This window comes from Haloarcula sp. MBLA0138 (assembly GCF_055632455.1).
On the sequence record NZ_JBVMVU010000002.1, the window covers coordinates 323146 to 346676 of the forward strand.

Below are 23531 nucleotides of genomic sequence, written 5' to 3' on the forward strand. Positions count from 1 at the left end.
GGACCACCACCGCTCTGAAGCATCCAGCCGCGGCAGTTACGCTACTCTCGGCCGTGGCGTACGACCTAGCCAAAAGTCCGTTCACCGATGATGAACAGAATGAATAACAGAAGTACACGTGTTTTCGATACGGGGTGCGATACCACTTCGATAGAGCGCTCCTCCGGCGCAAAATATCGATACTCACGAGAACCACCCCTCTATCTCCGTCGGAAGCTACCGACTTCGGGTCGGATTTCCGTTCAGTATCCTCGAACAGTTTGCCGACAATATAGATATATAGTCCGAATTACGGTACAAGAGCGGAAAATATCCGGCATTCCTCCGCGGCGACAGCGCAGTCACGAGCACCTGACGCGCAACGGTGGCCGTCACGGCGGGCCGGCGTCGAAATAGCGTCGCGTATCTCCTGAATTCGTTTCAACCGAACTGTCGTCGTATAGGGCCTCACTTTCAGCAATATGTTCTATCTCGTCCACATATTTCATTACCGAATCAGATATACATGCGAGTCAGGTTTTATACGATATATGACTACCAAAAACCAGTTTTCAATCGTAAATTTATCTATAAGAATTTTGAGTGGGTGATATAGTCTGATTCGTGGGAATCTGGAGCATTCCACTCGCATATACCTGCTTCGATAGCGAAAGGCACACATATCGGGCTCATCGGTTCGTAACGGCTACCGGCAGCCGGACCGAGCCCCGGCGCGCATCCCCCGTTGCGTTCAGCGTCTCGACCGGGTCGGTCCCCGTACACGTACTTTTTTAACGGTACGGGGACGAACACCGGTAGATGTCGTCAGACAGCCTCTCGTCTACAGCAACGAGTGCAGCGTCGTATCTCCGGGCGCGGGACCTCGACGGGAAGTCGTGGATTACCGGCGTCGCTATCAACGGCCTGCTGGCGGAGGGAAGCGAGCAGTCGGTCGCGACCGCCAGAGAACTCGTCGACAAGGCCGTCGCGACACAGAACGACGACGGGCAGTTGGGGTACGGCCCGAGCTACCCCATCGAGGTGTTCAGCCACGGCCGGGAGTACGAGGCGAGCTGGGAGCTGACAGTGAAGAAGTGCATGAACGCCAACAACACGACCGCTATCGGCCACGGCGTCCTCGACTTCTACGAGCGGACGGGCGAGAGGCGGTATCTCGATGCGGCAAAAAACGAGTACGAATGGCTCATGTCCGTCGACCGAACCGAGAACGGCGGGATTCCACACCACGACCCGGCGGTCGCGGGCATCAAATCCCTCTGGATAGACTCGGTGTACATGATGTGCCCGTTCTTCAGCCGGTACGCCGAAGCGGCCGGCGAGCGGGCGGCCCACGACGCTGCCGTCGAGCAGTATCTGGTCCACGCCGAACACCTCCGCGACCCGCGGACCGGACTGTTCCGGCACATCTGGGTCGAGCAGCCCGACCACTACCCGCAGGGGACCTTCTGGGCGCGGGGCAACGGCTGGGCCGCCGCGGCGGCCGTCGAGATACTCGACCGGCTGCCGGCGGCCCACGAGCGACGGGACGCGCTGGTCGAGGCGTTCACGGACCACTGCGAGGCCCTGCGCCCGCTACAGGACGGGAGCGGGTTCTGGCACAACCTCGTCGACGACCCGGACACTCCGCTCGAGTCCTCCGGGACGCTGATGTTCGCATACGCGTTCGACCGCGGCGTCGAACTCGGACTGCTCGACGAGGCGGCGTACGGCCCCGCGGCGGCGGACGCGCTCGACGCGGTGACACGAATCGTCGGCGACGACGGCGCGGTCGGCCGCGTCGCCGGCCCCCCGGGCGGACCGGAGGCCCCTCTGACTGTGACGCCGTACGGCCAAGGGTGGTATCTCATGGCGGCGGCCGCCGCTCGCTGACCGCGCTGCCGCCCGCGAACCCCCGCCCCGCTGAGGCAGACTTTTACCGTCCGGCACGGAAACGCGAGTATGATTCGCAACAGAAGCGACCTCGAGGCCAGCCGCGGCCACGAGGTGGCGCTCGATTGCATCGAGGCCGCCATCGACGCCGCCGCGCCTGAGACGGCCACCCGAGCGGCCGTCGGGCTGGAGGGCGAGACGCTGCGCGTCGGCGCGTCGACGTACGACCTCGCGGAGTACGACGACGTCGTCCTCGTCGGCGGCGGGAAAGCCGCGGGCGGCGTGACGCGCGCGCTCGAAGCCGTCCTCGGCGAGCGTCTCACCGGGGGTCACGTCGTCGTCAAGGAGCCCGTCGACACCGCCGTCGTGGGGAGTACGGTCGGCGACCACCCGCTCCCGTCGGAACGCAACGTCGAGGGGACGGCGGCGGTCCTCGACGTCGTCGACGAGGCCGACGCGGACACGCTGGTCCTGTTCGCCCTGACCGGCGGTGCCAGCGCGCTCCTGTCCGCGCCGGCCGGCGAACTGACCGTCGCCGACCTCCGGACGACGACGGAGCGACTGCTCGACGGCGGCGTGCCCATCGGCGAGGTCAACGCCGTCCGCAAACACCTCTCGGCGCTGAAGGGGGGTCGGCTCGCGCGGCGGGCGGCACCGGCGACCGTCGCCGGCCTCCTGCTGAGCGACGTGGTCGGGAACGACCGCTCGGCCATCGGCAGCGGGCCGTCGGTACCCGACGAGACGACCTATGCGGACGCCCGCGCGGTGTTCGAGCGACACGACCTCGTCCCGCCGGCGGCCGTCCGCGACCACCTCGACGCCGGCGTCGCGGGGGAACTCGCGGAGACGCCGGCACCGGGCGCGGCGGCGTTCGACCGCGCCACCAACCACCTCGTCGGGGACAGCGCCACCGCACTCGACGCCGCCGCCGACGCGGCACGCAAGCGGGGCTACGAGCCGCTCGTACTCACCGCCCGCCTCCGCGGCGAGGCCCGGGAGGTCGCCAAGCCGCTGGTCGCCGTCGCCGAGGAAGCCGCGGCGACGGGGACACCGGTCGACCCGCCGGCGGTGCTGCTGGCGGGCGGCGAGACGACCGTCACGGTCACCGGCGACGGGGGACGGGGCGGTCCCAATCAGGAACTCGTCCTCTCGGGCGCGCTGGAACACGACGGGACCGCGGTCGTCGCCGCCGTCGACACGGACGGCGAGGACGGGCGCTCCGACGCGGCCGGCGCTATCGCCGACGCGACGACGGCGAGCGACCGCGAACGAGCCCGAGAGGCGCTCCGCGCGAACGACGCGGGGTCGTATCTCTCGGCCGCCGGCGCGACGATAGAGACCGGACCGACCGGAACCAACGTCAACGACGTGGTCGTGTTGGTGGTCCCAGAGGCGGACGGGTAGCGACCCGACGGAGCGGTCCCGTGACGACCGAGGGGCACGTTTATGAGCGGACGGGCCGATACGGCGAGTATGGACGCCAACGACCGAGCGACAGCGGTGGATGCGCTCTCCGTCCCGGAGGGGACGATAGTCGACGCCTGCGGCGACCCGCCGTTGCCGGAGCTTGGAGTCGTCGAACAGGTCTGGGAGACCGACCCGATAGCGCCGAGCGACGCCGCGGCGCACGCGGCCGACGCCGTCGCGTCGCTGTCGTTCGCCGACGTCCCCGACGGCGGCGAGGTCGCGCTCGGGGTCGGCAGTCGCGGTATCGCCAACCTCCCGGCCATCGTCACGGGGGTCGTCGAGGCGGTCACCGACGCCGGCTACGAGCCGTTCGTCTTCCCGGCGATGGGGAGCCACGGCGGGGCCACCGGCGAGGGCCAGCGGGAGATGCTGAACGAACTCGGCGTGACCGAGTCGGCGGTCGGCTGCGAGATACGGTCGAGCATGGATGTCGTCGAGGTCGGCCGGACGCCGGACCGCGACGTGCCCGTCGTCGCGGACGCCAACGCCGTCGCGGCGGACGCCATCGTCCCGGTCAACCGGGTCAAGCCACACACGGACTTCGACGGTACCGTCGAGAGCGGCCTCTCGAAGATGCTCGTCATCGGCATGGGCAAGCAACGCGGCGCACAGATAGCCCACAAGTGGGCGGTCGACTGGTCGTTCAGGCGGATGATACCCGAAATCACCGGCCAACTCCTCGCGGAACTCCCCATCGTCGGCGGCGTCGCCGTCGTCGAGGACCAACACGACGAGACGACGCTCGTCGAGGGCGTCCCGCCCAGCGGCTTTCTCGACCGCGAGGCCGAACTGCTGGAGCGGGCCTACGACCTGATGCCGAAGCTCCCGTTCGACGACCTCGACCTCGTGGTGTTCGACCGGCAGGGCAAGGAGGTCAGCGGACAGGGTATCGACACGAACGTCGTCGGTCGCCGGCCCTTTGCCATCAACGAGCCGGAGCCCGAGAGCCCGGACATCAAGCGCATCTACACCCGCGGGCTGACCGAGGCGACCCACGGCAACGCGATGGGCGTCGGTTCGGCCGACGTCGTCCACGAGGACATCGTCGCCGAACTCGACGCGACGACGACGCTCATCAACGCGCTCACCGCCAGCACGATTCGCGGCGTGAAGCTCCCGCCGGTGGTCGAGACCGACCGCGCCGGCCTCGTGGCCGCGCTGTCGACCATCGGCGTCGTCGACACCGACACCGTCCGGGTCCTCCGCGCGGCCGATACGATGCATCTCCACCGCCTCTACGCCTCGCCGGCGCTGGTCGAGGCCGCGCGCGACCGCGACGACCTCCGCGTCGTCGCGGAGCCGTCGCCCATCGAGTTCGACGACGGGCAGTTCGCCGCCCCGTCGCTCCGGGAATAGCCGGCCGTCTTCGGGGCGGGAGAGGACGGTGGCGTCGGACGCGCACTCAAAGATTTATATGGTGTGATACTGATACACTACCTACGGATATCGACCGACACTGGTAGCGGGCTGTCTCGTCAGCGCCGCGGATAGCGGGCGAGCCGCCCCTGTGACCAGCCGCGGGTCCGATACAGACATGACATACAGAGCAGGCGTAATCGGAACGGGCGGTATCGCAGGCATGGGTATCCTCGGGATGCACGACGAGGAAGCCATCGGCACGGAGAAGATCGACGCCAGCCACGCCGGCGGGTACGCGAGTACCGACGAGATAGAGCTCGTCGCGGTCGCCGACGTGGACGAGGAGAAGCTGGCGACGTTCGGCCGCGCGTGGGACATCCCGTCGGAGCGGCAGTACGTGGGCCACGAGGCGATGCTCGCGGCGGAGGACCTCGACGTCGTCTCGGTCTGTACGCCCTCTTTTCTCCACCACGAACACGCCATCGACGCCGCGCAGTCGGCCGCCGACCCCGAAGTCGTCTGGTGTGAGAAGCCCATCGCCTCGCAGGTCAGCGCCGCCGAGGAGATGGTCGAGGTGTGCGCGGAGACGGACACCGAACTCGTCGTCAACCACTCGTTCCGATTCACCGACAAGCTCCGGCGGCTCCACGACCTCATCCACGACCGGAACATCCTCGGCGAAGTCAAGTCGGTGAGCACCCAGTACCGGATGGAGTTGATGCGCAACTCCACGCACGTTCTGGACACGCTCGTCTACCTCCTCGACGCCCGCGCACAGCGGGTCTCGGGCTACATCACGGGCGAGAACGAGGCCGTCGACTCGCTGGACGCGACACAGGACGTGGTCGACGCGGGGGGCGGGGGTCACGTCGTGATGGACGACGGCTCGTTCGTCACGGTCGACTGCACGATTCCCCGGGACGTGTCGTCGATGACGCTGAACTTCATCGGCACCGAGGGGAAGCTCTACATGAACAACGACGACGGCGAGTGGCGGTACTGGGCGCTCGAAGACGGCGAGCACGTCGAGCAGTCACTCCCCGGTATCGACGGGGCGTGGACGTGGGAGGACGACTACAAGCGGTCGTTCGCGAACGCGGCGACGCACGTCCAAGACATCCTGAACGGCGAGGCGGAGAATTACTCGCCCGGGGTCGAGGCGACCCGCTCGCTCGAAATCATCGTCGGCTTCTACCTCTCGCACTACACCGGGTCGACGGTCGACATCCCGCTGGCCCAACCGCTGCGCGAGATACCGATTACGTCTTGGTAATCGACCGTCCCGTGCCGACCGCAGTTCTCGCGGTACCGTATCACCGTCCCGGGGCCGCGGCCGACACCACACCGACAGCGGTAGCTCTCGGCGTCGGTGCGTCGAAGTGAGAAGCGGAGCCGCAGTCGCCGGTCAGTCGTTGAGCCACGGCGCGCCGTCGCGGCTGACGTAGCGCTCGGTCCGCTCGATGTCCCGGATGCGCTCTACGTCCTCGTCGTCGAGTTCGAGGTCCGTCGCGGCGAGGTTGTCCGTGATGTGGAACTCGCCGGTCGCCTTCGGGACGACGCCGACGTTGTCCCGCGAGAGGAGCCACGCGAGGCTGACCTGCGACGCGCTGACGCCGTGTTTCTCGGCGATGTCGACGACTTCGGGCACGTCGAAGACGTTGCCGCGGGCCAGCGGGGAGTACGCGACGTGGTTGTAGTCGTTGTCTTGGGCGTGGGCGACGAGTTCGTCCTGCTGGAGCAGCGGGTGCGTCTCCGCCTGATGGGCGAACAGCGGTGACTCCATGTGGGCCATCGCCTCGTCCAGCAGGTCGGTGCTGAAGTTACAGACGCCCACGTGGTCGATGCGCCCCCGGTCGACGAGTTCGTCGAAGGCCGGCATCGTCTCCGCGGCGTCGTAGTTCCCGACCGGCCAGTGGACGTACAGCAGGTCGAGGTAGTCGAGACCGAGCCGGTCGAGCGTGACCTCCAACCCCTCGATGACCTCGTCGTACGCGAGGCCGAACTTCTCGGCGTGGACCTTCGAGCCGACGATTACCTCCTCGCGGGGGACGTCGGCCCGCGCGATGCCCTCGCCGACGGCCTCCTCGTTGCCGTAGTACTGCGCCGTGTCTATGTGCCGGTAGCCCGCTTCGAGGGCTATCTGGACGCTCTGTGCGCACGTTTCCGGGTCGGTGTTCTGCCACGTGCCGAGACCGATGGCTGGGAGCTCGCTCATGGTAGCCACATCGCTACCGGCCCCTATATTTCTTCGGGTTTGTGTGACAGGTTCTCGATAGAACTCGGTGCTGTCGCACAGTACCAATTAGACGGAAATCCGAGAGAAGTGAGCGGCGGCGAATCCCGGCGGCCGGCGCTACAGCAGGTGCCGCCTGTCGGACCGCCGCTTCCGTAGCCAGCCGCGCAACAGCGGCAGGAACTTGTGGCGGATATCGAAGTACAGCGACACCGCGCCGTATATCCAGAGGCCGAACAGGACCGTCATCGCCCCGATGTAGGCGAGGCCGAGGGACGTGGGCATCTCAGACCTCCCCCTCCGCGGCGACGCCGTCGGCGATAGCGGCGGCGTCGACGAGGCTGTGTGCGATGGCGTCGCCGGTCGCGCCGTCGAAGACGTGGACGTTGTCGCGGGCGAACGCGACCTCTATCGTGTCTCCCTCGCTGACGTCCGCGTCGGGGTCGAGGCTCATGAGCAGTTCCGTCGTCTCGCCGTCGGCCCCGCGGTCGCCGACGAGTAAGTACGCGTAGGTCTGGTTCCCGATGGGTTCCAGCACGTCGACGGTCACGGTGACGGACCGACTCGGGTACGCGATGTCGTCGGTGTCGGACGCGAGGTAGATGTCCTCCGGGCGAATCCCCAGCGTGACGGGCTCGTCGGGTTCCAGCGGCGGCGCGGCCATGTCGTGTGCGACGCTGAACTCGTCGACGTCGAGGGCGTCGGCGGTGGCCCGGCCGTCGAACATGTTCATCGAGGGACTGCCGATGAACTGCGCGACGAAGGTGTTGACCGGGCGGTTGTAACACTCGAGGGGCGGCGAACACTGCTGGAGTTGGCCGTCGTTGATGATGGCGATGCGGTCGGACATCGTCATCGCCTCTTCTTGGTCGTGGGTGACGTACACCGTCGTGATGCCGAGTTCTTTCTGGAGTCGCTGGATTTCGGTCCGCATCGACACCCGGAGCTTCGCGTCTAAGTTCGCCAGTGGCTCGTCCATCAGGAACACCTCCGGCTGGCGGACGATGGCGCGTGCGATGCCCACGCGTTGCTGTTGGCCGCCCGAGAGTTCGTCCGGGCTCCTGTCGAGCATCCCCTCGAGTTGGACGATTTCGACGGCCTCCTCGACCCGGCGCTCGATCTCGCCGTCGTCGTAGTTTCGCAGTCGGAGGCCGAAGGAGACGTTCTCGTAGACGTTCATGTGGGGAAACAGCGCGATGTTCTGGAACACCATCGCTATCTCCCTGTCCTTGGGCGGCTTGTCGGTCACGTCCCGGCCGGCTATCTCGACCGTTCCGTCGGTCGGCGTGGTGAGGCCGGCGACGGTTTCGAGCGTCGTCGACTTCCCACAGCCCGACGGGCCGACGAAGCAGACGAACTCGCCGTCCTCGATAGTGAGGTCCATCCCTTCGACCGCGACGACGTCTTCGTACTCTTTGCGAACGTCCGTGAGGTTGACTTGTCCCATGTTGTATCACTCCTTGAGGCCGCCCGAGGTCAGGCCCCGGACGATGTGGTCCTGCGCGAAGATGACGAGCACCGCGATGGGGATGATACCCATGAGGCTCGCGGCCGCCATCAGGTTGTACTGCGTCGTGTACTGCTGCTGGAAGTTCAGAATCCCGTACACCAACACGGCCCAGTTCTCCGGCGAGCCGTCGGTCATGATGAACGAGAAGAAGAACTCGCGGTAGACGCCGATGAAGACGATGATGGCCGCGGTCACCACGCCCGGCGCGGACAGGGGCATGATGACGCGGAACAGCGCGCCCAGCCGGGTCGTCCCCTCGACGCGTGCGGCGTCCTCCAAGCCGTCCGGAATCTGCTCGTAGAACGTCGTGAGGATGAAGATGGTGATGGGGAGGCTGAGCATCGTGAACGGGAACACCATCCCCCACGGCGTGTTGTAGAGGTCCGGCGACGACACGCCCAGCACGCTCACCGACCCCGTGAGGAGTTCGAACAGGGGGATGAGGAAGGCGATGCCCGGGAAGTACGAGATGACTAGCAACAACAGCAGGAGCGGCCCCTTCCCGGGGAAGTCGACCCGCCCGAAAGCGTAGCCGGCGAGGCTCCCGAGCGTGATGCAAAACACCACGGTGATGGAGGCCAGCAGGACGCTGTTGAAGATGTAGTGGTGCAGCGGGTACTGCTGGAAGACGGTGATGAACACGTCCGGATTGAACGACTCCGGCAGGACGCCCATCTGGTAGAGCCGGTCGCTGGGTGTCACCGCCAGCACCAGCAGCCAGTAGAACGGGAACAGCGTGATCATGATGAACGATGTGAGCCCGACGTAGAAGCCGAGCCGGTAGACGTCGGTCGCGTTGTGGACCGCGTACTCGACGAGTCGTCCCGTCGTCCCGGTGTACTCCTCGCCGCTCATTCTCTCGCCTCCCGGAACCGCAGGACGTACACCATGACGATGCCCGCGATGAGTATCGCGGACAGGAACGCTATCGCGGAGGCGGTGGGCCAGCGCTGCTGTCTGAACGTCGACACCACCAGACACGTCAGCGTCGGCACCGTGCTACACCCCGCCGACGCCTCGACGATGCCGTAGATCTTCATCGAGCTGATGGTGTAGAATATCATCCCGATGAACAGCACCGGCTTGACCAGCGGCAGCGTGATGTATCGGAACTGCTGCCACTTCGACGCGCCTGCGACCTTCGCCACGTCGTAGAGGTTCTGGTCAATGCTGGCGAGCCCGGCCATGATGATGAGCGCGATGAAGGGAATCTTCCGCCAGATGTCTATCAGGATGATGATGAGCGTCGAGTCCTGACTGCTCACCAGCGGATTTCCCGAGAAGACGCCCAGCGCCGCCAGCGGTTCGACGAGGAAGCTGATCGACGGCTGGAACAGCAGGTAGAACATCATCCCTTGGATGACGATGGGAATCGACCACGGCAGGATGACGACGGTCCGAGCGAGCGCACGGCCACGGAACTCCTTGTTCAGGATTATCGCCATCGCCAGCCCCAGCAGCGTCCCCACGGCGACGCTCACGCCCGTGATGAGGAGCGTGACCGGGAGCGCACTCGAAAAGGGGTCCTCGAGGCTGAGGAAGGGGTAGTTCAGAAGGACGTTCATCCCTCCGGTGAGGAGTTGGACGTAGTTTTCGAGGCCGACGAACGCGCCGACGGGGCTCACGCCCGTGAGCGAGTCGTCGTGGAACGAGAAGAACAGCGTTCTGAGCAGCGGGTAAAAGGCGAGCACCGAGAGAACGGCGAACACCGGGGCCACCAAGAGGTACCCGTACTTCTCCTCGTCCAACTGCTCGATCTTGAGGAAGACCGGCGATACCACCTGTTGGACTTTCTGCATCATTGTGTGTGTGCTAGGGTAGACCGAGCCAATCGGTTTGTAGCTTGTGATAGTTGTCGCGGGAGCGTGACGGCCCCGGTGGGAGCTCAGGACTCCTGATTCTCTATCTGCTCCACCTGATTCTGTGCAGCCTGTGCCGCCGCAGTCGGCGACTTCTGCTGTTTGAGACAGGCGAGGAACTGCTCGCCGATGGCCGTCTTCTCCGCGCTCCACACCGCGTTGATGGGCGGAGCGAACTGGTTGTTCGCTTGATACTGGAGCGTGTCGAGGTGGCGGCTCATGACGTCGACGTTGTTCGCGCGGTCGGTGCCGAGCAGTTCCGGCTTGGGCGGCGTCGACCCCAGTTCCTCGAAGATGGTGAGGTAGAACTCGTCGGTCGTCATCGCCTTGATGACCTCCACCGTGGCGGCCAGTCGTTCGGTGTTGGGGTTGACAGAGAGGTGCCAGCCGCCGAGTTTGGAGTTCGACCCGCCGGTCCCCTCGTAGGGCGCTTCGGACGCCGGCGTTCCGTAGGGGTAGGGCATCACGCCGAGGTCCTCGCCGAAGTTCTCCGCCGCGCCGAAGTCGGCGATGGCGAACGACCAGTTGCGGTGGGCCACCGCCTCGCCCGCCGAGAACGACTCCATCGAGGGGTTGGTGTCCCACCCGAGCGATTCGGAGGGGGTGATATTGCCGGAGAGGCCCTCGATGGCGTGCTGGTCGTCGCTGCCGTAGATGAACGTCCGGAGTTGGCGGAGCGTCCGGACGGTCTGGTCCTCGTCGATGGTGACCGGTCGGTCGCCGATGGGGCCGGCTTGGTTCGACATGTCGCCGAAGTAGTTGCCGCCGTTGGTGACCAACTGCTCGTAGCCGGCGATGGAGCCGAGGTTCCGTTGGTTGAGCGCGACCGTGTAGCCGTCGTCGGTGCCGGCCTGTTCCTTGGTGTCGGCGACGACCTCGGCGAAGCGGTCCCACCGCATCGGCTCCGTGGCCCAGTTCTCGCCCTCGGGGTCGTAGCCGGCCTGTTCCACCAAGTCCTTGCGATACTGGACGGTGGGAATGTCGATGAACTGCGGGATACCGTAGAGGCCGCCGTCCCACCGCATCGAGTCGACCATCACCTGCGAGTAAGCGTTCTCCAGTTCGCGTATCGTCTCGTCACCGAACACCTCCGAGAGGTCGAGCAGCCAGCCCCGGGGCGCGAAGTAGGGCGTGTACGCGAAGTTCGTGAGCATCATGTCGGGCGTGGCCCGGCCGGCGGAGAGAATCTGGTTGTACCGCGACTGGAGGTCGTCGGCCCCCCATACTGTCGTGGAGAAGTTGACGTCGATGCTCTCTGGAAGCCCGGCGTCGTACAGTGTCTCTTTCAGCATGTCGGCGACGTTGCCGAACAGGGGTGCGGTGCTGTACTCGACGGTGATGTCCTCACCGTTGTACTCTAGGTCTTCGGTGGCTGTTCCACCATCGCCACCGCCCTGATTGTCGCCGCCGGTGCTCGAACAGCCGGCCAGTCCGACCGCGAGCCCCGAGGCGCCGACGGAAGCGACGAACTGGCGGCGGGAGAGCGCGCGTGATTGACTAACCGTACGGGTGCCGCGACTATCACGGTCCATAGTCCACAATACCGCAACCATGCCATATAAATCTATTGTTGCTGGCGGTCGAAAGCCGAGGGAGACGCCGGGAATCGCCCGGAACCGGTCGGTACCGACTGTCTCTGCTGGACCGTGCGTACGCCCGGTGCGCGTCCAGTATTACTGAACCACAGTTTGGGATAGCTGGAATAGATTTATGCCTTCCCACACACTCGTACTGGGCATGGCCGGAGAGCGAAACTCCAACGCAGTCAAGACCGCACGCACTACCTTCGCGATTCTGGAGGAACTGAAAGCGCGAAACGAGGCCACCGTCACGGAGCTCACCGACGCCTTCGACCTCTCGAAAAGCAGCATCCACAACTACCTCACGACGCTGGAGGAGGACGGCTACGTCGTCAAAGACGGGAACACCTACGAGGTCGGCCTCCGACTGCTCGACCTCGGCGGCCACGCGCGTCACCGCCAGCGTCTCTACGACATCGCGAAAGAGGAGGTGACCGAACTGGCCGAGGAGACCGGCGAACTGGCGAACCTGCTCGTCGAGCAACACGGGAAGGGCGTCTACTTGCACCGCGCACACGGCGTCGACGCCGTGAAGACGGACTCGTACATCGGACAGCGCGTCTACCTCCACAACACGGGGCTCGGGAACGCGATTCTCGCACACCTCCCTCGGGAACGAATCGAGGCGATTCTGGACCGACACGGCATGCCGGCGACGACGGAGAACACCATCACCGACCGCGAGGCGCTGTTCGCACACCTCGACGAGGTGCGCGACGACGGCGTCGCGTTCGACGACGAGGCCCGCGTCAAGGGGCTCCGGTGCGTGGCGGTCCCCATCGTCAACAACAACGACACCGTCGAGGGCGCGATAAGCGTGTCCGGTCCGACCAGTCGGTTTCAGGACGAGCGGTTCCGGGAGGAGCTTCCGGCCAAACTGAAAAGCGTCGCCAACGTCATCGAACTGAACATCACATACACGTGAGACGCTACCGTCGCTTAGCCAACGTGTGCAGTAGTCCAGTATTGCTAACTCCTGTTTAGTATATCTGAATATTGCGTGAAATTGCGTCCGGATACACTATCTATTGATTCGTGTCCAGTATAGAGGTAGATATACTCAGTTATACTGAATAAGAGTCAGAATAGTACCAACGGCTGCTCCCGTCGCCACAGACACGGAGGCCGACAGCGAACACAGCGGGTCGCGGCGACACACGGCGTCGCAGCGAACCGGGAGTGTGTGGTCTACTATCCGTACAGTTGTTATGCGGTCGGCAGACGACGGCCGGCCACCGTTGCTGTTCCGCGTGGCGTACATAACATCCGTACGTTCGTTATATTTTGGGCAGTGACGGACCGCCCGGCGGACAGCGCAGAGCGGAGGGGCGGTGTCGGCGGACCGCCGCCGCGTTCGTCACCGAATCCACCGGTCGAAACGGTGTCCTCGTCGCCACGGCGACCAGCGTGACGGGACACTGTCGACAAAACTGACGAGAGAGACGCCTTTCCAGCCATTTATTCCGACTTCCGTAATTTGTTTGCACACTGTGGCACCATGTTCCAATATATGGGCCCATATTCTCTATTTTCGTCCCATATATCGATAGAAAGCTTCTACAAAATACACTTTTAACTATCTAGTGGTGATTTTGGCGACGGGTCCGCTTCGACAATTTTCGACACAGGCCGGAGAGCGACGGGTTGGCCGGCGTCGACATCGAGCGCGGCAGCACCGTCTCCCGTGGAATGCCGACCCGGTCGGTCCCGACGGCAACGGGAAACACGAGGGTGGCCGCTCGGGCGCGGCCACCACGTCCGAGCCACGGCCCGGCGGCGGAATATGTTCGCGCCAACCCTCTTTGTCCGTCTCGCCGCAGCCTGATGTGATGTGTTTAGGAGAGCCTAAAACGCCTACAGAGGTAGAGCACCCGCGAGTGCAACAGTCCGCCACACCGGGGGTGAACGCGAGTGATTCGTGAGCACGTGCGCCACCTTCACCACGCCATCGACTGCCGGTCGCTCCCGGTTTGCGGTGCGATAACGCTCGCGGCACTGCTGTCGCTGCCGCTCTTCGGGACGGCGGTTCGAGCCGTGGGGAGCACGTTGCATCTCGGCCGACTCGTGCTCCCGCTGCTGGTACTCGCACACGTGCCGGCCGTGGTCGCGCTCATCGCCGTCTGGTCGATAGGGTGTGACATCTGCCGGGGGGAGTCGGGATGACGGCGACCGGGTTCGACGCGGCGCGCGAGTACGACGACGACCGCTTCTCCGCGGTCGAGGTGTTCCGCAGCGACCGGATGAAGGTCGTCTGTGGCTACTTCCGGCCCGGGCAGTTTATCCCGGTCCACGCCCCAGCGAGCGACGTGGCGATACACGTCCGGTCCGGGACCGGCGTCGTCCGCGACGGCGACGCGGACCGCCGTGTGGGCGCGGGCGACGTGGTGACCGTCGAAGCGGGCACCGACCGCGGCGTCAGGGCCGACGACGACGCGGAACTGGAGGCGCTGCTCGTGACTGCGCCGCCGCCGACCGACGCGGAACACGAACCGGTCCGCGCCGGGCTGCGACAGGACCGGTTCGACCCGCGGAGGGAGGAGTCATGACCACGCTGCACGCGCTCGATGACCTCGATGGACAGCCACACGCCAACGTCTTCCCGGACGCGGAGCCAAAGACCGTCCGACTGACGCTCGCCGAGGGCGAGACGGTCGCGCCCCACACCCACCCCGGGCGCGACATCGTCTGCTACCTCGTCGAGGGGGCGGTGGCGCTACAGGTGGGCGAGGAGACGCACGAGGTGACCGCCGGCGACGTGGCCCGCTTCGAGGGCGACCAAGAGATATCGCCGCGCGCGCTCGAAGACAGCACCGCGCTGATAGTCCTCGCGGACCGGGCGACCGACTGAGTCCGGAGCGCCCGGAGCCGCGACAAGACCGCGGTGAACATGTTCCGGAGAACCACCATACTGCGGTGGCGAGAAGCCGTCCGAAATGGCATCAGTCGGCTCAGTCGTCGGGACGGCGACGATGGCAGCGCTCCTCGTCGGCGTCGCCGCCACGCTCGCCCGCGTCGAGAACTGGCGCTCGTACACCCCGTCGGTCGGCGACGGGCACACCACAGTCGGAGAGACACACCGAGAGAAACCCGGCGGCCTCACGCGGTGGCTGACGACCGTCGACCACAAGGACATCGGCATCCTCTACGGGGTCTTCGCGGTCGTCTCGTTCGCGTGGGGCGGTATCGCCGTCGTGTTGATGCGGCTGGAACTGCTCTACCCGGCACAGGACTTCCTCAGCACGAGCCTCTACAACGGCTTGCTGACCACCCACGGCATCACGATGCTGTTCCTGTTCGGGACGCCGATTCTGGCGGCGTTCTCGAACTACTTCATCCCGCTGCTCATCGGGGCCGACGACATGGCGTTCCCGCGCATCAACGCCGTCGCCTTCTGGCTGCTCCCGCCCGCCGCCCTGCTCATCTGGGGCGGCATCCTCGGCGCGCCGTTTCTCGACGGCATCGAGCCCGCACAGACGGCGTGGACCATCTACGCGCCGCTCTCGGTCGAGCAGGCCAACCCCGGCGTCGACCTGCTGCTGCTGGGGCTGCACCTCTCGGGCGTCGCGGCGACCATCGGCGCGATAAACTTCATCGCGACCATCTTCACCGAGCGGGACGACGACGTGACGTGGGCGAATCTGGACATCTTCTCGTGGACCGTGCTCGTCCAGTCGGCCCAGATTCTCTTCGCGTTCCCGCTGTTGGGGAGCGCGCTGGTGATGCTCCTGCTGGACCGGAACGTCGGGACGGCGTTTTTCGCCGTCGACGGCGGCGGCCCGCTGCTGTGGCAACACCTGTTCTGGTTCTTCGGCCACCCTGAAGTGTACATCCTCGTGCTCCCGCCGATGGGGCTGGTCAGCTACATCCTGCCGAAGTTCTGCGGGCGGAAGCTGTTCGGCTTCAAGTTCGTCGTCTACTCGACGCTCGCGCTGGGCGTCCTCTCTTTCGGCGTCTGGGCCCACCACATGTTCTCGACGGGCATGGACCCGCGCCTGCGGGCCTCGTTCATGGCCGTCTCCATCGCCATCGCCATCCCGAGCGCGGTCAAGACGTTCAACTGGATGGCGACGATGTGGAACGGGAGCCTCCGGACGACCGTCCCGTTCCTCTTCTGTGTCGGCTTCGTCGGGAACTTCATCGTCGGCGGCGTCACCGGCGTCTTCGAGGCGTCGATTCCGGTCGACCTGATTCTCCACGACACCTACCACGTGGTGGCGCACTTCCACTACGTCATCATGGGCGGCATCGCCTTCGCCGTCTTCGCGGGCATCTACTATTGGTTCCCCATCTACGCCGGCCGCTGGTACCAGCGGTCGCTGGCCCGCTGGCACTTCTGGCTGACGCTCGTGGGGACGAACGTCACGTTCTTTCCGATGGTGCTGCTGGGCTACGCCGGGATGCCCCGCCGGTACGCGACCTACAACGTCACCGTCGGGCCGATAGAGCTGTTCACGCTCCTCCACCAGTTGGCGACGCTGGGCGTCGTCCTGCTGGTGGTCGGTCAGCTGATATTCGTCTGGAACATCGTCGTCTCGTGGCTCGAAGGCCCCCGCGTGACCGACGCCGACCCGTGGGACCTCGCCGAGCACGACCAGCTAACGCGGGAGTTCGCGTGGTTCGAGCGGGAAAAGCGGCCCGCGCTGGCCGACGGCGGCGACGAGAGCGAGCCCGCGGCCGACTGAGAAGCTGCGCCGTCGGTGCCACGAGAACTTATTTACCCGCCAACAGTACGGCCTCGTGTTCCGATGACAGAGTGGGCCGACAGACTGACGCGGGTGGACGCGCTCAGAGAGGCGATAGAGGACGACCCGGACGCCGTGGGGCCGGCGCTGGGGGAACTGCTCGAACTGGCCCGCGACGAGGAGTGGTCGGTCCGACACGGTGCCGTCGAGGCCCTCGCCGTCGGACTCGACGCCCGACCCGACGCGGGTGCGTCGGCCCTCGACGCGCTGGTCCGGCTGACATTGGACGGGTCGGTCCCGCGCTCGAGTCGGTTGGCGACCGCCCTCGAAGCGGTCGTCGCCACCGCCCCGGACGCCGGTCTGGACGCGGCACTCGCGGGGTTCGAAGCGGTCCCGCCGGACGAGCGCGGGGACGCCGGCGCGGCCGGTGTGGCGCGGGCGCTCGAACGCCTCGCCGTCGACGACCCCGCCCGCCTCGTCGGGTCGCTCGAACCGCTCCGGGGAATCGGGCGGACGGTCAGCCCGGATGCCCGAGCGCACCTCCTCGGCGTCCACCTCGCGCTCGCCGCCGACCACCGGGCGGCGGCCCGCCCGGTCGTCCCCGACCTCCTCGCTGAGTTCGAGGCGGGCGACAGCGACACGCGCCGGGTCGCCGCTGACCTCCTGTGCTCGCTGACCGCCGACCCGGCGGACGGACCTCGGGTGGTCGGGACAGTGGTCCGCTGGCTGGCGACGCATCCGAGAGAACCCCGCGAACAGCGCCCGCGGCGGGACCCGCGTGAGTCGGTGCTGCACCCGTCGCTGGTCGGGAGTCCGCCGGCGGGGACACTCGGTGTGACGCGGGTACTCGCCAGAGTGGCGGCGGAGACGCCCGACGCAGTCGTCCCCCACTGTGACGACATCGCGGCCTCGCTGGCGGCGGACGAGAGTACCCGGGACGACCAGTGGCCGCGGAGTCACCTCGCGCGGGCGCTCGCGGCCGTCGCCCGGCAGCGGCCCGCGGCGGTGGCCGCGACGGCCGACGACGTGCGGACCCTGCTGACCGACGGGTCGGAGTTCGTCCGGTACTGGGCCGGACAGGCGATGCTCGCGCTCTCCCCACACCGCCCGGACGCTGTCTCGGTGGCCGTCGTCGGCGACCTACTGGCCGACCCGAACCCCGACGTTCGGTCCCTCGGAGTCGACCTCGCCACCGGCTGTCTCGCCGAGGGCGTCGTCGACGCCGACAGCGTCGTCACGCGGCTCCGGCCGGCGCTGGCGAGCGAACCTGCCGCCCGGAACCGGGCACCGGTGGGAATCTTCGCGTCGGACGCGCGGGCCGACTCGCTCGCCGTGGAGCCGGCACTGAGCGTGCTCGAAGCGGTCGCTCGCCACGACCCGGCGGCGGTCCGGTCCGTCTGTCCCGCGCTGGAGGGGTGCCTCGGGAACACGCGGACGGCCGGCGACGCCGCCGCCGTCCTCGCGACCGTGGCCGAAGCCGACCCCGAAGCCGTTGCCGACGCCGTCCCGGCGCTCGTCGACTGCGTGTTCGGCGACTCGATACCCGGTCGGTCGGCGGCCGCGGAGGCGCTCGCCGCGGTCGGTGCGGCGCGGCCGTCGCTGCTCGACGACCAGTTGCCGGCGCTCGCGACTGCCTTCGAACGGGAACCCGGCGGCGGGGAGGAAGTCGCCGCGGTCCTCGCCGCCGTCGCCGACAGACCGCTGTCCGACGACCGAACGGTCTTCGAGACCGCGCTCGCTCGGTCGACCGCCGACACCCCGGCGGCCCGGCGGACGGCGACGCGCGTACTCGCCGCGCTCGTCGATGCCGAGGGAGACGACGAGCGAACCGACGAGCGAGCGGTGGCGGCGCTCACGGAGCGGTTGGGCGACCCCGACGAGCAGGTCCACGCGGCGGCGCTCGACGCGCTCGCGACCCACGTCGCGGACACCGCGAACGCGGCGCTCGTCCGGGACCTGTACGAGAGCGACGCCGGTCAGCGGCGTTCCGCGGCCGACCTGCTCGCGCGGGCGACGCTGTTCGACGGGACGTGGCCGTCGCCGGCGTTCCAGCGGTGGCTGGCCGGCCGCCTCCGCGCCACCGAGGGCGAGACGCGGCGTGCGCTCGTCGACGCAGCGAGCCACGTCTGCGGCCAGACCGACGCCGAGAACGACCTCGTCACGGCGTTGGTGGCCCGTCTGGACGACGACGCCGTCACCGACGCCGAGGTGACGTCGCTCCGCCGGGTCGTCACCGACGGCGCGACGACGGTGCCGAGAGGGAAACTGGCGGCCGCCGTCGAGCGGGCCGTATCGGCCCCGGACCGCTCGCCCTCGCGGACCTATCTCGGACTCCTCCCGCACGTCGTCGACCACCTCGGCGACCCACAGCGGGTGGCCGACCGGCTACTGGCGTGGCTCGACGAGGGGCGTCGGGACACCGACGCTCTCACGACGGCGCTGGCGGCGCTCGCCCCGACGGTGACGGTTCCGGCCGACGACGTAGTCGCGGCGCTTGAACGGGACGCCCTCGACGCGACGGTCACGGCGGGCGACCGGACCTGCTATCAGTTCGGCGAGGTGCTGCGCGACTGCGACGGCGGCGCGGCGTTGCGCGAGACGTTCGTCCCGATGGCCCGCGAGGGGACGAGCGAGCGGCGAGAAGCGGCGTACAGCGTACTCGAGTCGGTGGCCGACGCGTGGCCCGCCGGCGTCCGGCCGGCCGCGGACGCGCTGCGGGAGGGGGTCCGCGACGACGACGAGCGGGTCCGCCGCCCGGCCCTGTCGGCGCTCGTCGCGGTCGGCCGAGCGTCGCCCGCGGTCCTCCGGCCGCTGGCCGGCTGGCTCACCTCGCACCGGTGGACCGCCGAGAGCGTCGAACGGCGACGGCGGCGCTACGAGGCGCTCGCACTGCTCGCCGCCGACGGAAACGCGGGCGGGAAGGCGATGGTCGGGCCGCTCCGTCGCGGGCTGTGCGACGGCGACGGGGCGGTCACCGAGTACGCCCTCGAAGCGGCGGCCGAACTGACCGACCCGCGCTTGCTCCCGGTGTTGCACCGGCTGGACCGGGGCGTTCCGGACTGGGGGTCGCCGCCGGCCCACTGCCGGCCTGCCGCGGACGAGCCGGCGGACCCGCCGTTCGGCGAATTCTTCGAGGCAGACGAGCAGGACCTCACGGCCGGCGACGCACTCGACCGGTACAAGCGATGAAGACAGGGCAGCCCGACGACGGGGAGTTGGCAGATTGAGTTCGTGCTGGCGTCGCGTGGACACGGGAGACGACAGCGCAGGCAGCCGAGAGGGAGACCGCCCCAATCGAGTGGGAGGGCCTAGTCGTCGTTCAGCACGCCCTCGGCGACGGCCATGTCCTCGACGTCGGGGTCGTCCTCGGACTGCCGGAGGACGAACCGCTTGCGGACGAGGTCGGCCGCGTACAGCACCGTGCCGACGATGATGAGCGTGTCACCCGGGAGGCGCGCCCAGAAGAGGGTCTGGACGAGCGGCTGTTCGTAGAAGGCGACACTGCGGGCGACGGCGTAGCTCTCGGTGAACGCCGCCTCCAACTGGAGGAAGCCCACCGGGAGGACGGAGACGAACACCATCAGCGCCAGCCCGACGTTCCAACACCAGAACGCCGCCCTGAGCCACGAGCCGTCCCAGCGGCCCGGCTCGATGGCTATCTGGAGCATGTACGTCACCATGCCCAGCGCGAGGAAGCCGAAGGCCCCGAACATCGCGGCGTGGGCGTGCCCGACCGTGAGGTAGGTCCCGTGCTCGTAGTAGTTGATGAGCGGGAGGTTGATGAAGAAGCCCAGCACGCCCGCGCCGACGAAGTTCCAGACGCCGCTGGCGATGATGAACATGAACGGCAGCCGGTACGGGAACTGGCCGCTGCCGGACATGGCCCGGTACTGGCCCAGCGCCTCGTAGAGGATGAACACCAGCGGGATGAGTTCGAGCGTCGAGAAGACGCTCCCGATGGGCACCCACATGTCGGGCATCCCTATCCACCAGTAGTGGTGGGAGACGCCGATGACGCCCGTACTCATCACGAGCAGCGCTTGGAGCATCACCGCCTTCTCGGCGCTCCGGCGGCTCAGGAGGTTCATCGACACCAACGTCAGGCCGACGATGGCGACGATGAAGAACTCGAAGGCCCCTTCGACCCACATGTGGACGACCCACCAGCGCCAGAACTCCGTCACCGCGATGTTGGTCTCGGGGGTGAACAGGAAGCCGGCAGTGAACAGCAGGGCGATGGAGCCGCCGGCGTACAGTATCATGTGTGCCAGCCCGTACACCGGCTCGCGGTCGAGCAGCGGCTTCAGGCCGCGGACCGTGAGGGCGGCCCAGATGCCGAAGCCGGCGAGGAGGCCGACCTGCCAGAGCTTCCCGATTTCGAGGTACTCGAGGCCCTCGTTGCCCAGCAGCCACCAGAGCGACCCGTCGAGGTAGCCGTTCGCGCCCAGCCAGATGCCGCCGAGGCCGCCGACCGTGACGACCACCACGGCACCCAGCAGCACGTCGATGTAGGTGGACTGCCGTTTCGGCTCGTGGCCCGTCAGCAGCGGCGGGAGGAACAGCCCCGCGCCGAGCCACGTCGTGGCTATCCAGAGGACGCCGAGGTCGATGTGCCACGTCTTCCCGATGGCGAAGGGGAGCAACTGGAGAATCGGGACGCCGAACAGCTCTTCGATGCCGAAGAAGCCGGCCCGTTCGATGTAGTAGTGCGCGAGCAGGCCGCCCAGCAACACCTGCGCGAGGAACAGGCCGCCGGCGACGGGGATAAAGCGCAGCGCCGAGCGCTGGCTCGGGAAGACGCTCACGTCGCCGGGCTCCGGGACGGAGATGTCCTCGGCGGAAGGTTCGGGCAACTGCACGGACTTGTACAACCAGATGCCGAAGCCGGCCCCGCCGACGAGCAGGACCATGGCGATGACGCTCCACGTCATCGCGGCGGCGGTGGCGTCGTTGCCCGCCCCCGGCGCGTACGGCCACTCGTTCGTGTACGAGTGGTCGCCGTCGGGGCGGTCGGTGTGGGAGAACCACGCCGTCCAGAGGGCGAAGTCGGCGAACTGCCGGGCTTCGTCCTCGCTCTCTATCATTCCCTCGGGCACACCGCGGTAGTGGCTGCCCTCGTGGTACCGCTGGACGTACTCCTCGCGGACCTGCTCGTGGGCGTACACCTCAGCGGCCGAGTAGTCGATGCTGCCGCCGTCGTACTGCCCGTCGAGGTCACGCCGCGTGACGTCGTCGACCGCCGCCTGTTCGGACGACGACAGGGCGTCGTAGTCGTCGCCGTAGCGCTCTCTGGCGTAGTACGACCGCATGTACTGGGTCTTGAGCTCCAGCGCGTCGGCCGTGTAGTCGGCCCCGTAGTACGCGCCGTTGCCCAGAACCGACCCGTGGTTCATCAGCCCGTTCTTCTGGAAGGCCCGCTTGCCGTCGCGTATCTGGTCGCCGGTGACGACGGTCTCGCCGTCGGGTCCGACGACCCGCTCCGGAATGGGCGGGGCCTCCTGATACGCGAACCACGCACCGACACCCATCACCGCGAGGTTGAACACGAAGGCCACGACGATGACCTTCGCGATGGTCTTCCGTTCGAGCTCCATGTCCGGAGTTCCGACAGCCCGTTCAATGAAGGGTCCCCCGCTTCTCAGGGACTGAGTACGACCCGGAACACGTTCGGCTCGACCACGACACGTCGGAGACGGTACCGGTCCGCGACGGGGCGGGGTCGGCGAGAATGGGGTTCGGCGGGCGTCGGCGTCAGTCGACGACGTAGGACTGGTGGGTTCCGCGCGTGCGAACGTCGACGAAGTGGTGGCGGGTCGTGTCGCCCGCCTCGCCGGGCGTCGGCCGCCCGTCGAGTTCGTCGTACACCGACCCCGCGCGCTCGAAGCCGCGCGCGGCGAGGCGGTCGCGGAGGGCGTCGGGTACCGGGCCGGCCTCCACGAGGTCGAGTACCAGCAGGCGGTCGGTGAAGCTCTTGGCGAGGAACGCGTCGGCCACGGCGTCGTGGTCCGCCAGCGCGTCGACCAGCGCGTCGAGGTCCCGCCCTCGTGACTGTCGGTCTGGCATGTGTCAGTGTCGACGCACGGACCCGTATACGTTTTCGCCGAACACGTTTGCGAGGCGTTTCAGCGCCCGAGAAGCTCATGGAGCTGAGCCGCCGGGGCTTCCCGACGGCGGCGGGGGCGGCCGCGGACGCTACGGGACCGAACTGGACTGGGCGAGCCGTTCGGCGTCGTCGAGACCCTCGATGAACTGTTTGACGACCTGCTCCTCCGCGCGGTGGAGCGTCTCGCTGCACGTCGACTTGGCGAGGTCCATCTCGTCGGCCAGTTCCGTGAGCGAGCACCCCCGCGGGGTGTCGTAGTAGCCGTGTTCGACGGCGGCGGTCACGAGCCGTAGCTGGCGGTCGGTCAGCAGCTTCTCGGGTTCGATTCGCTGGCTGACCTCGTTGACGGTGAAGGAGATGCCGAACTGGTCCAACTGCTCGCCCAGTTCCGAGAGGCGGTGCTGCGGGGCGGTGATGTCCCACTCGGCCCGTCCGTCTTCGAGCGTGAACGGCATCGTGAGCGGGACGCCGGAGCCCTGTACCGGGAGCAACAGGAGCGGCTCCGTGGTCTCGAACTGGACGAGGACGGTATCCTCGTAGCGCTGGAGTATCTCGAGTTCGGTCACCGACTCGCTTTCCTGCATGTCGCCGACGAGGCCCTGTAGGTCGGGGGCCGTAATCTCGGTGAGCCCCACGCCCGCGCCGTCGTCCGAGATGGCCGCGAGGATGCGGATGGACGCGTCGGGGTGGTCCCGCGAGATGTCGCCTATCCAGACGCCGTCGGGGATGGTGATGGTGATACTGGCTTGGGGCATCGGTGTTCGTTCGAACGTATTCGCCTCCGACACCAGTTAGTGATGCCGAATATGTTCGGCCGTGGGCGCGTATCGGCTCGTCACTGCGGGCGAACACCATCGGGGCAACGGGTT

19 protein-coding genes are annotated in these 23531 nt (G+C 67.2%); 10 read left to right on the top strand and 9 right to left on the bottom strand.

Features of this window, described 5'->3' with window-relative positions:
- Window positions 1-798 precede the first annotated feature (798 nt).
- From ACV7JO_RS17085 to ACV7JO_RS17100, 4 genes are all read left to right on the top strand, one after another.
- Entirely contained in the window at window positions 799-1869 is a 1071-nt protein-coding gene (locus tag ACV7JO_RS17085) for a glycoside hydrolase family 88 protein (protein ID WP_470355871.1), read from the top strand.
- A gap of 69 nt (window positions 1870-1938) precedes the next feature.
- Complete coding sequence (locus ACV7JO_RS17090) at window positions 1939-3273, top strand: glycerate kinase type-2 family protein (protein WP_470355872.1); 1335 nt, start codon at window positions 1939-1941, stop codon at window positions 3271-3273.
- 69 nt (window positions 3274-3342) lie between these two features.
- Window positions 3343-4692 carry a nickel pincer cofactor-dependent isomerase, group 22 gene (locus ACV7JO_RS17095; RefSeq protein ID WP_470355873.1) on the top strand — a complete coding sequence of 450 codons (1350 nt, stop codon included), beginning with the start codon at window positions 3343-3345 and terminating at the stop codon, window positions 4690-4692.
- Between the two features lie 178 nt (window positions 4693-4870).
- On the top strand, window positions 4871-5968 hold the full coding sequence (locus ACV7JO_RS17100) for a Gfo/Idh/MocA family protein (protein ID WP_470355874.1): 1098 nt from the start codon (window positions 4871-4873) through the stop codon (window positions 5966-5968).
- 132 nt (window positions 5969-6100) lie between these two features.
- On the opposite strand, the gene ACV7JO_RS17105 is transcribed toward ACV7JO_RS17100, so the two are convergent.
- From ACV7JO_RS17105 to ACV7JO_RS17130, 6 genes are all read right to left on the bottom strand, one after another.
- Window positions 6101-6910, bottom strand: coding sequence for an aldo/keto reductase (locus tag ACV7JO_RS17105; RefSeq protein ID WP_470355875.1), 810 nt, complete (start codon window positions 6908-6910; stop codon window positions 6101-6103).
- Between the two features lie 138 nt (window positions 6911-7048).
- Window positions 7049-7213, bottom strand: coding sequence for a DUF8005 family protein (locus ACV7JO_RS17110; protein WP_470355876.1), 165 nt, complete (start codon window positions 7211-7213; stop codon window positions 7049-7051).
- A gap of 1 nt (window position 7214) precedes the next feature.
- Window positions 7215-8375 carry an ABC transporter ATP-binding protein gene (locus ACV7JO_RS17115; protein WP_470355877.1) on the bottom strand — a complete coding sequence of 387 codons (1161 nt, stop codon included), beginning with the start codon at window positions 8373-8375 and terminating at the stop codon, window positions 7215-7217.
- 6 nt (window positions 8376-8381) lie between these two features.
- Entirely contained in the window at window positions 8382-9293 is a 912-nt protein-coding gene (locus ACV7JO_RS17120; RefSeq protein ID WP_470355878.1) for a carbohydrate ABC transporter permease, read from the bottom strand.
- Window positions 9290-10240 carry a carbohydrate ABC transporter permease gene (locus ACV7JO_RS17125; RefSeq protein ID WP_470355879.1) on the bottom strand — a complete coding sequence of 317 codons (951 nt, stop codon included), beginning with the start codon at window positions 10238-10240 and terminating at the stop codon, window positions 9290-9292. The genes ACV7JO_RS17120 and ACV7JO_RS17125 overlap by 4 nt, the downstream gene beginning before the upstream one ends.
- Before the next feature lie 83 nt (window positions 10241-10323).
- The gene (locus ACV7JO_RS17130; protein WP_470355880.1) at window positions 10324-11829 is read right to left on the bottom strand and encodes an ABC transporter substrate-binding protein; all 1506 of its coding nucleotides are present in this window, start codon (window positions 11827-11829) and stop codon (window positions 10324-10326) included.
- Window positions 11830-12034: 205 nt separating this feature from the next.
- Here ACV7JO_RS17130 and ACV7JO_RS17135 point away from each other — a divergent pair, with 205 nt between their 5' ends.
- The 6 genes from ACV7JO_RS17135 to ACV7JO_RS17160 all read left to right on the top strand — a co-directional run bounded on the left by ACV7JO_RS17135 (window position 12035) and on the right by ACV7JO_RS17160 (window position 19748).
- The gene (locus ACV7JO_RS17135) at window positions 12035-12802 is read left to right on the top strand and encodes an IclR family transcriptional regulator (protein ID WP_470355881.1); all 768 of its coding nucleotides are present in this window, start codon (window positions 12035-12037) and stop codon (window positions 12800-12802) included.
- A gap of 986 nt (window positions 12803-13788) precedes the next feature.
- Entirely contained in the window at window positions 13789-14040 is a 252-nt protein-coding gene (locus ACV7JO_RS17140; protein ID WP_470355882.1) for a hypothetical protein, read from the top strand.
- Entirely contained in the window at window positions 14037-14423 is a 387-nt protein-coding gene (locus tag ACV7JO_RS17145) for a cupin domain-containing protein (RefSeq protein WP_470355883.1), read from the top strand. The genes ACV7JO_RS17140 and ACV7JO_RS17145 overlap by 4 nt, the downstream gene beginning before the upstream one ends.
- Window positions 14420-14725: a cupin domain-containing protein gene (locus ACV7JO_RS17150; protein ID WP_470355884.1), complete on the top strand. Its 306-nt coding sequence runs from the start codon at window positions 14420-14422 to the stop codon at window positions 14723-14725. Before ACV7JO_RS17145 ends, ACV7JO_RS17150 begins: the two co-directional genes overlap by 4 nt.
- Before the next feature lie 85 nt (window positions 14726-14810).
- Window positions 14811-16559, top strand: a complete 1749-nt coding sequence (locus tag ACV7JO_RS17155; RefSeq protein WP_470355885.1) for a cbb3-type cytochrome c oxidase subunit I — start codon at window positions 14811-14813, stop codon at window positions 16557-16559.
- Between the two features lie 63 nt (window positions 16560-16622).
- Window positions 16623-19748: a hypothetical protein gene (locus tag ACV7JO_RS17160; RefSeq protein WP_470355886.1), complete on the top strand. Its 3126-nt coding sequence runs from the start codon at window positions 16623-16625 to the stop codon at window positions 19746-19748.
- A 119-nt stretch (window positions 19749-19867) separates the two neighbouring features.
- On the opposite strand, the gene ACV7JO_RS17165 is transcribed toward ACV7JO_RS17160, so the two are convergent.
- The 3 genes from ACV7JO_RS17165 to ACV7JO_RS17175 form a co-directional block, all read right to left on the bottom strand.
- On the bottom strand, window positions 19868-22153 hold the full coding sequence (locus tag ACV7JO_RS17165; protein WP_470355887.1) for a nitric-oxide reductase large subunit: 2286 nt from the start codon (window positions 22151-22153) through the stop codon (window positions 19868-19870).
- 157 nt (window positions 22154-22310) lie between these two features.
- On the bottom strand, window positions 22311-22622 hold the full coding sequence (locus tag ACV7JO_RS17170; protein ID WP_470355888.1) for a hypothetical protein: 312 nt from the start codon (window positions 22620-22622) through the stop codon (window positions 22311-22313).
- 129 nt (window positions 22623-22751) lie between these two features.
- Window positions 22752-23417: a helix-turn-helix domain-containing protein gene (locus ACV7JO_RS17175; protein WP_470355889.1), complete on the bottom strand. Its 666-nt coding sequence runs from the start codon at window positions 23415-23417 to the stop codon at window positions 22752-22754.
- Window positions 23418-23531 lie beyond the last annotated feature (114 nt).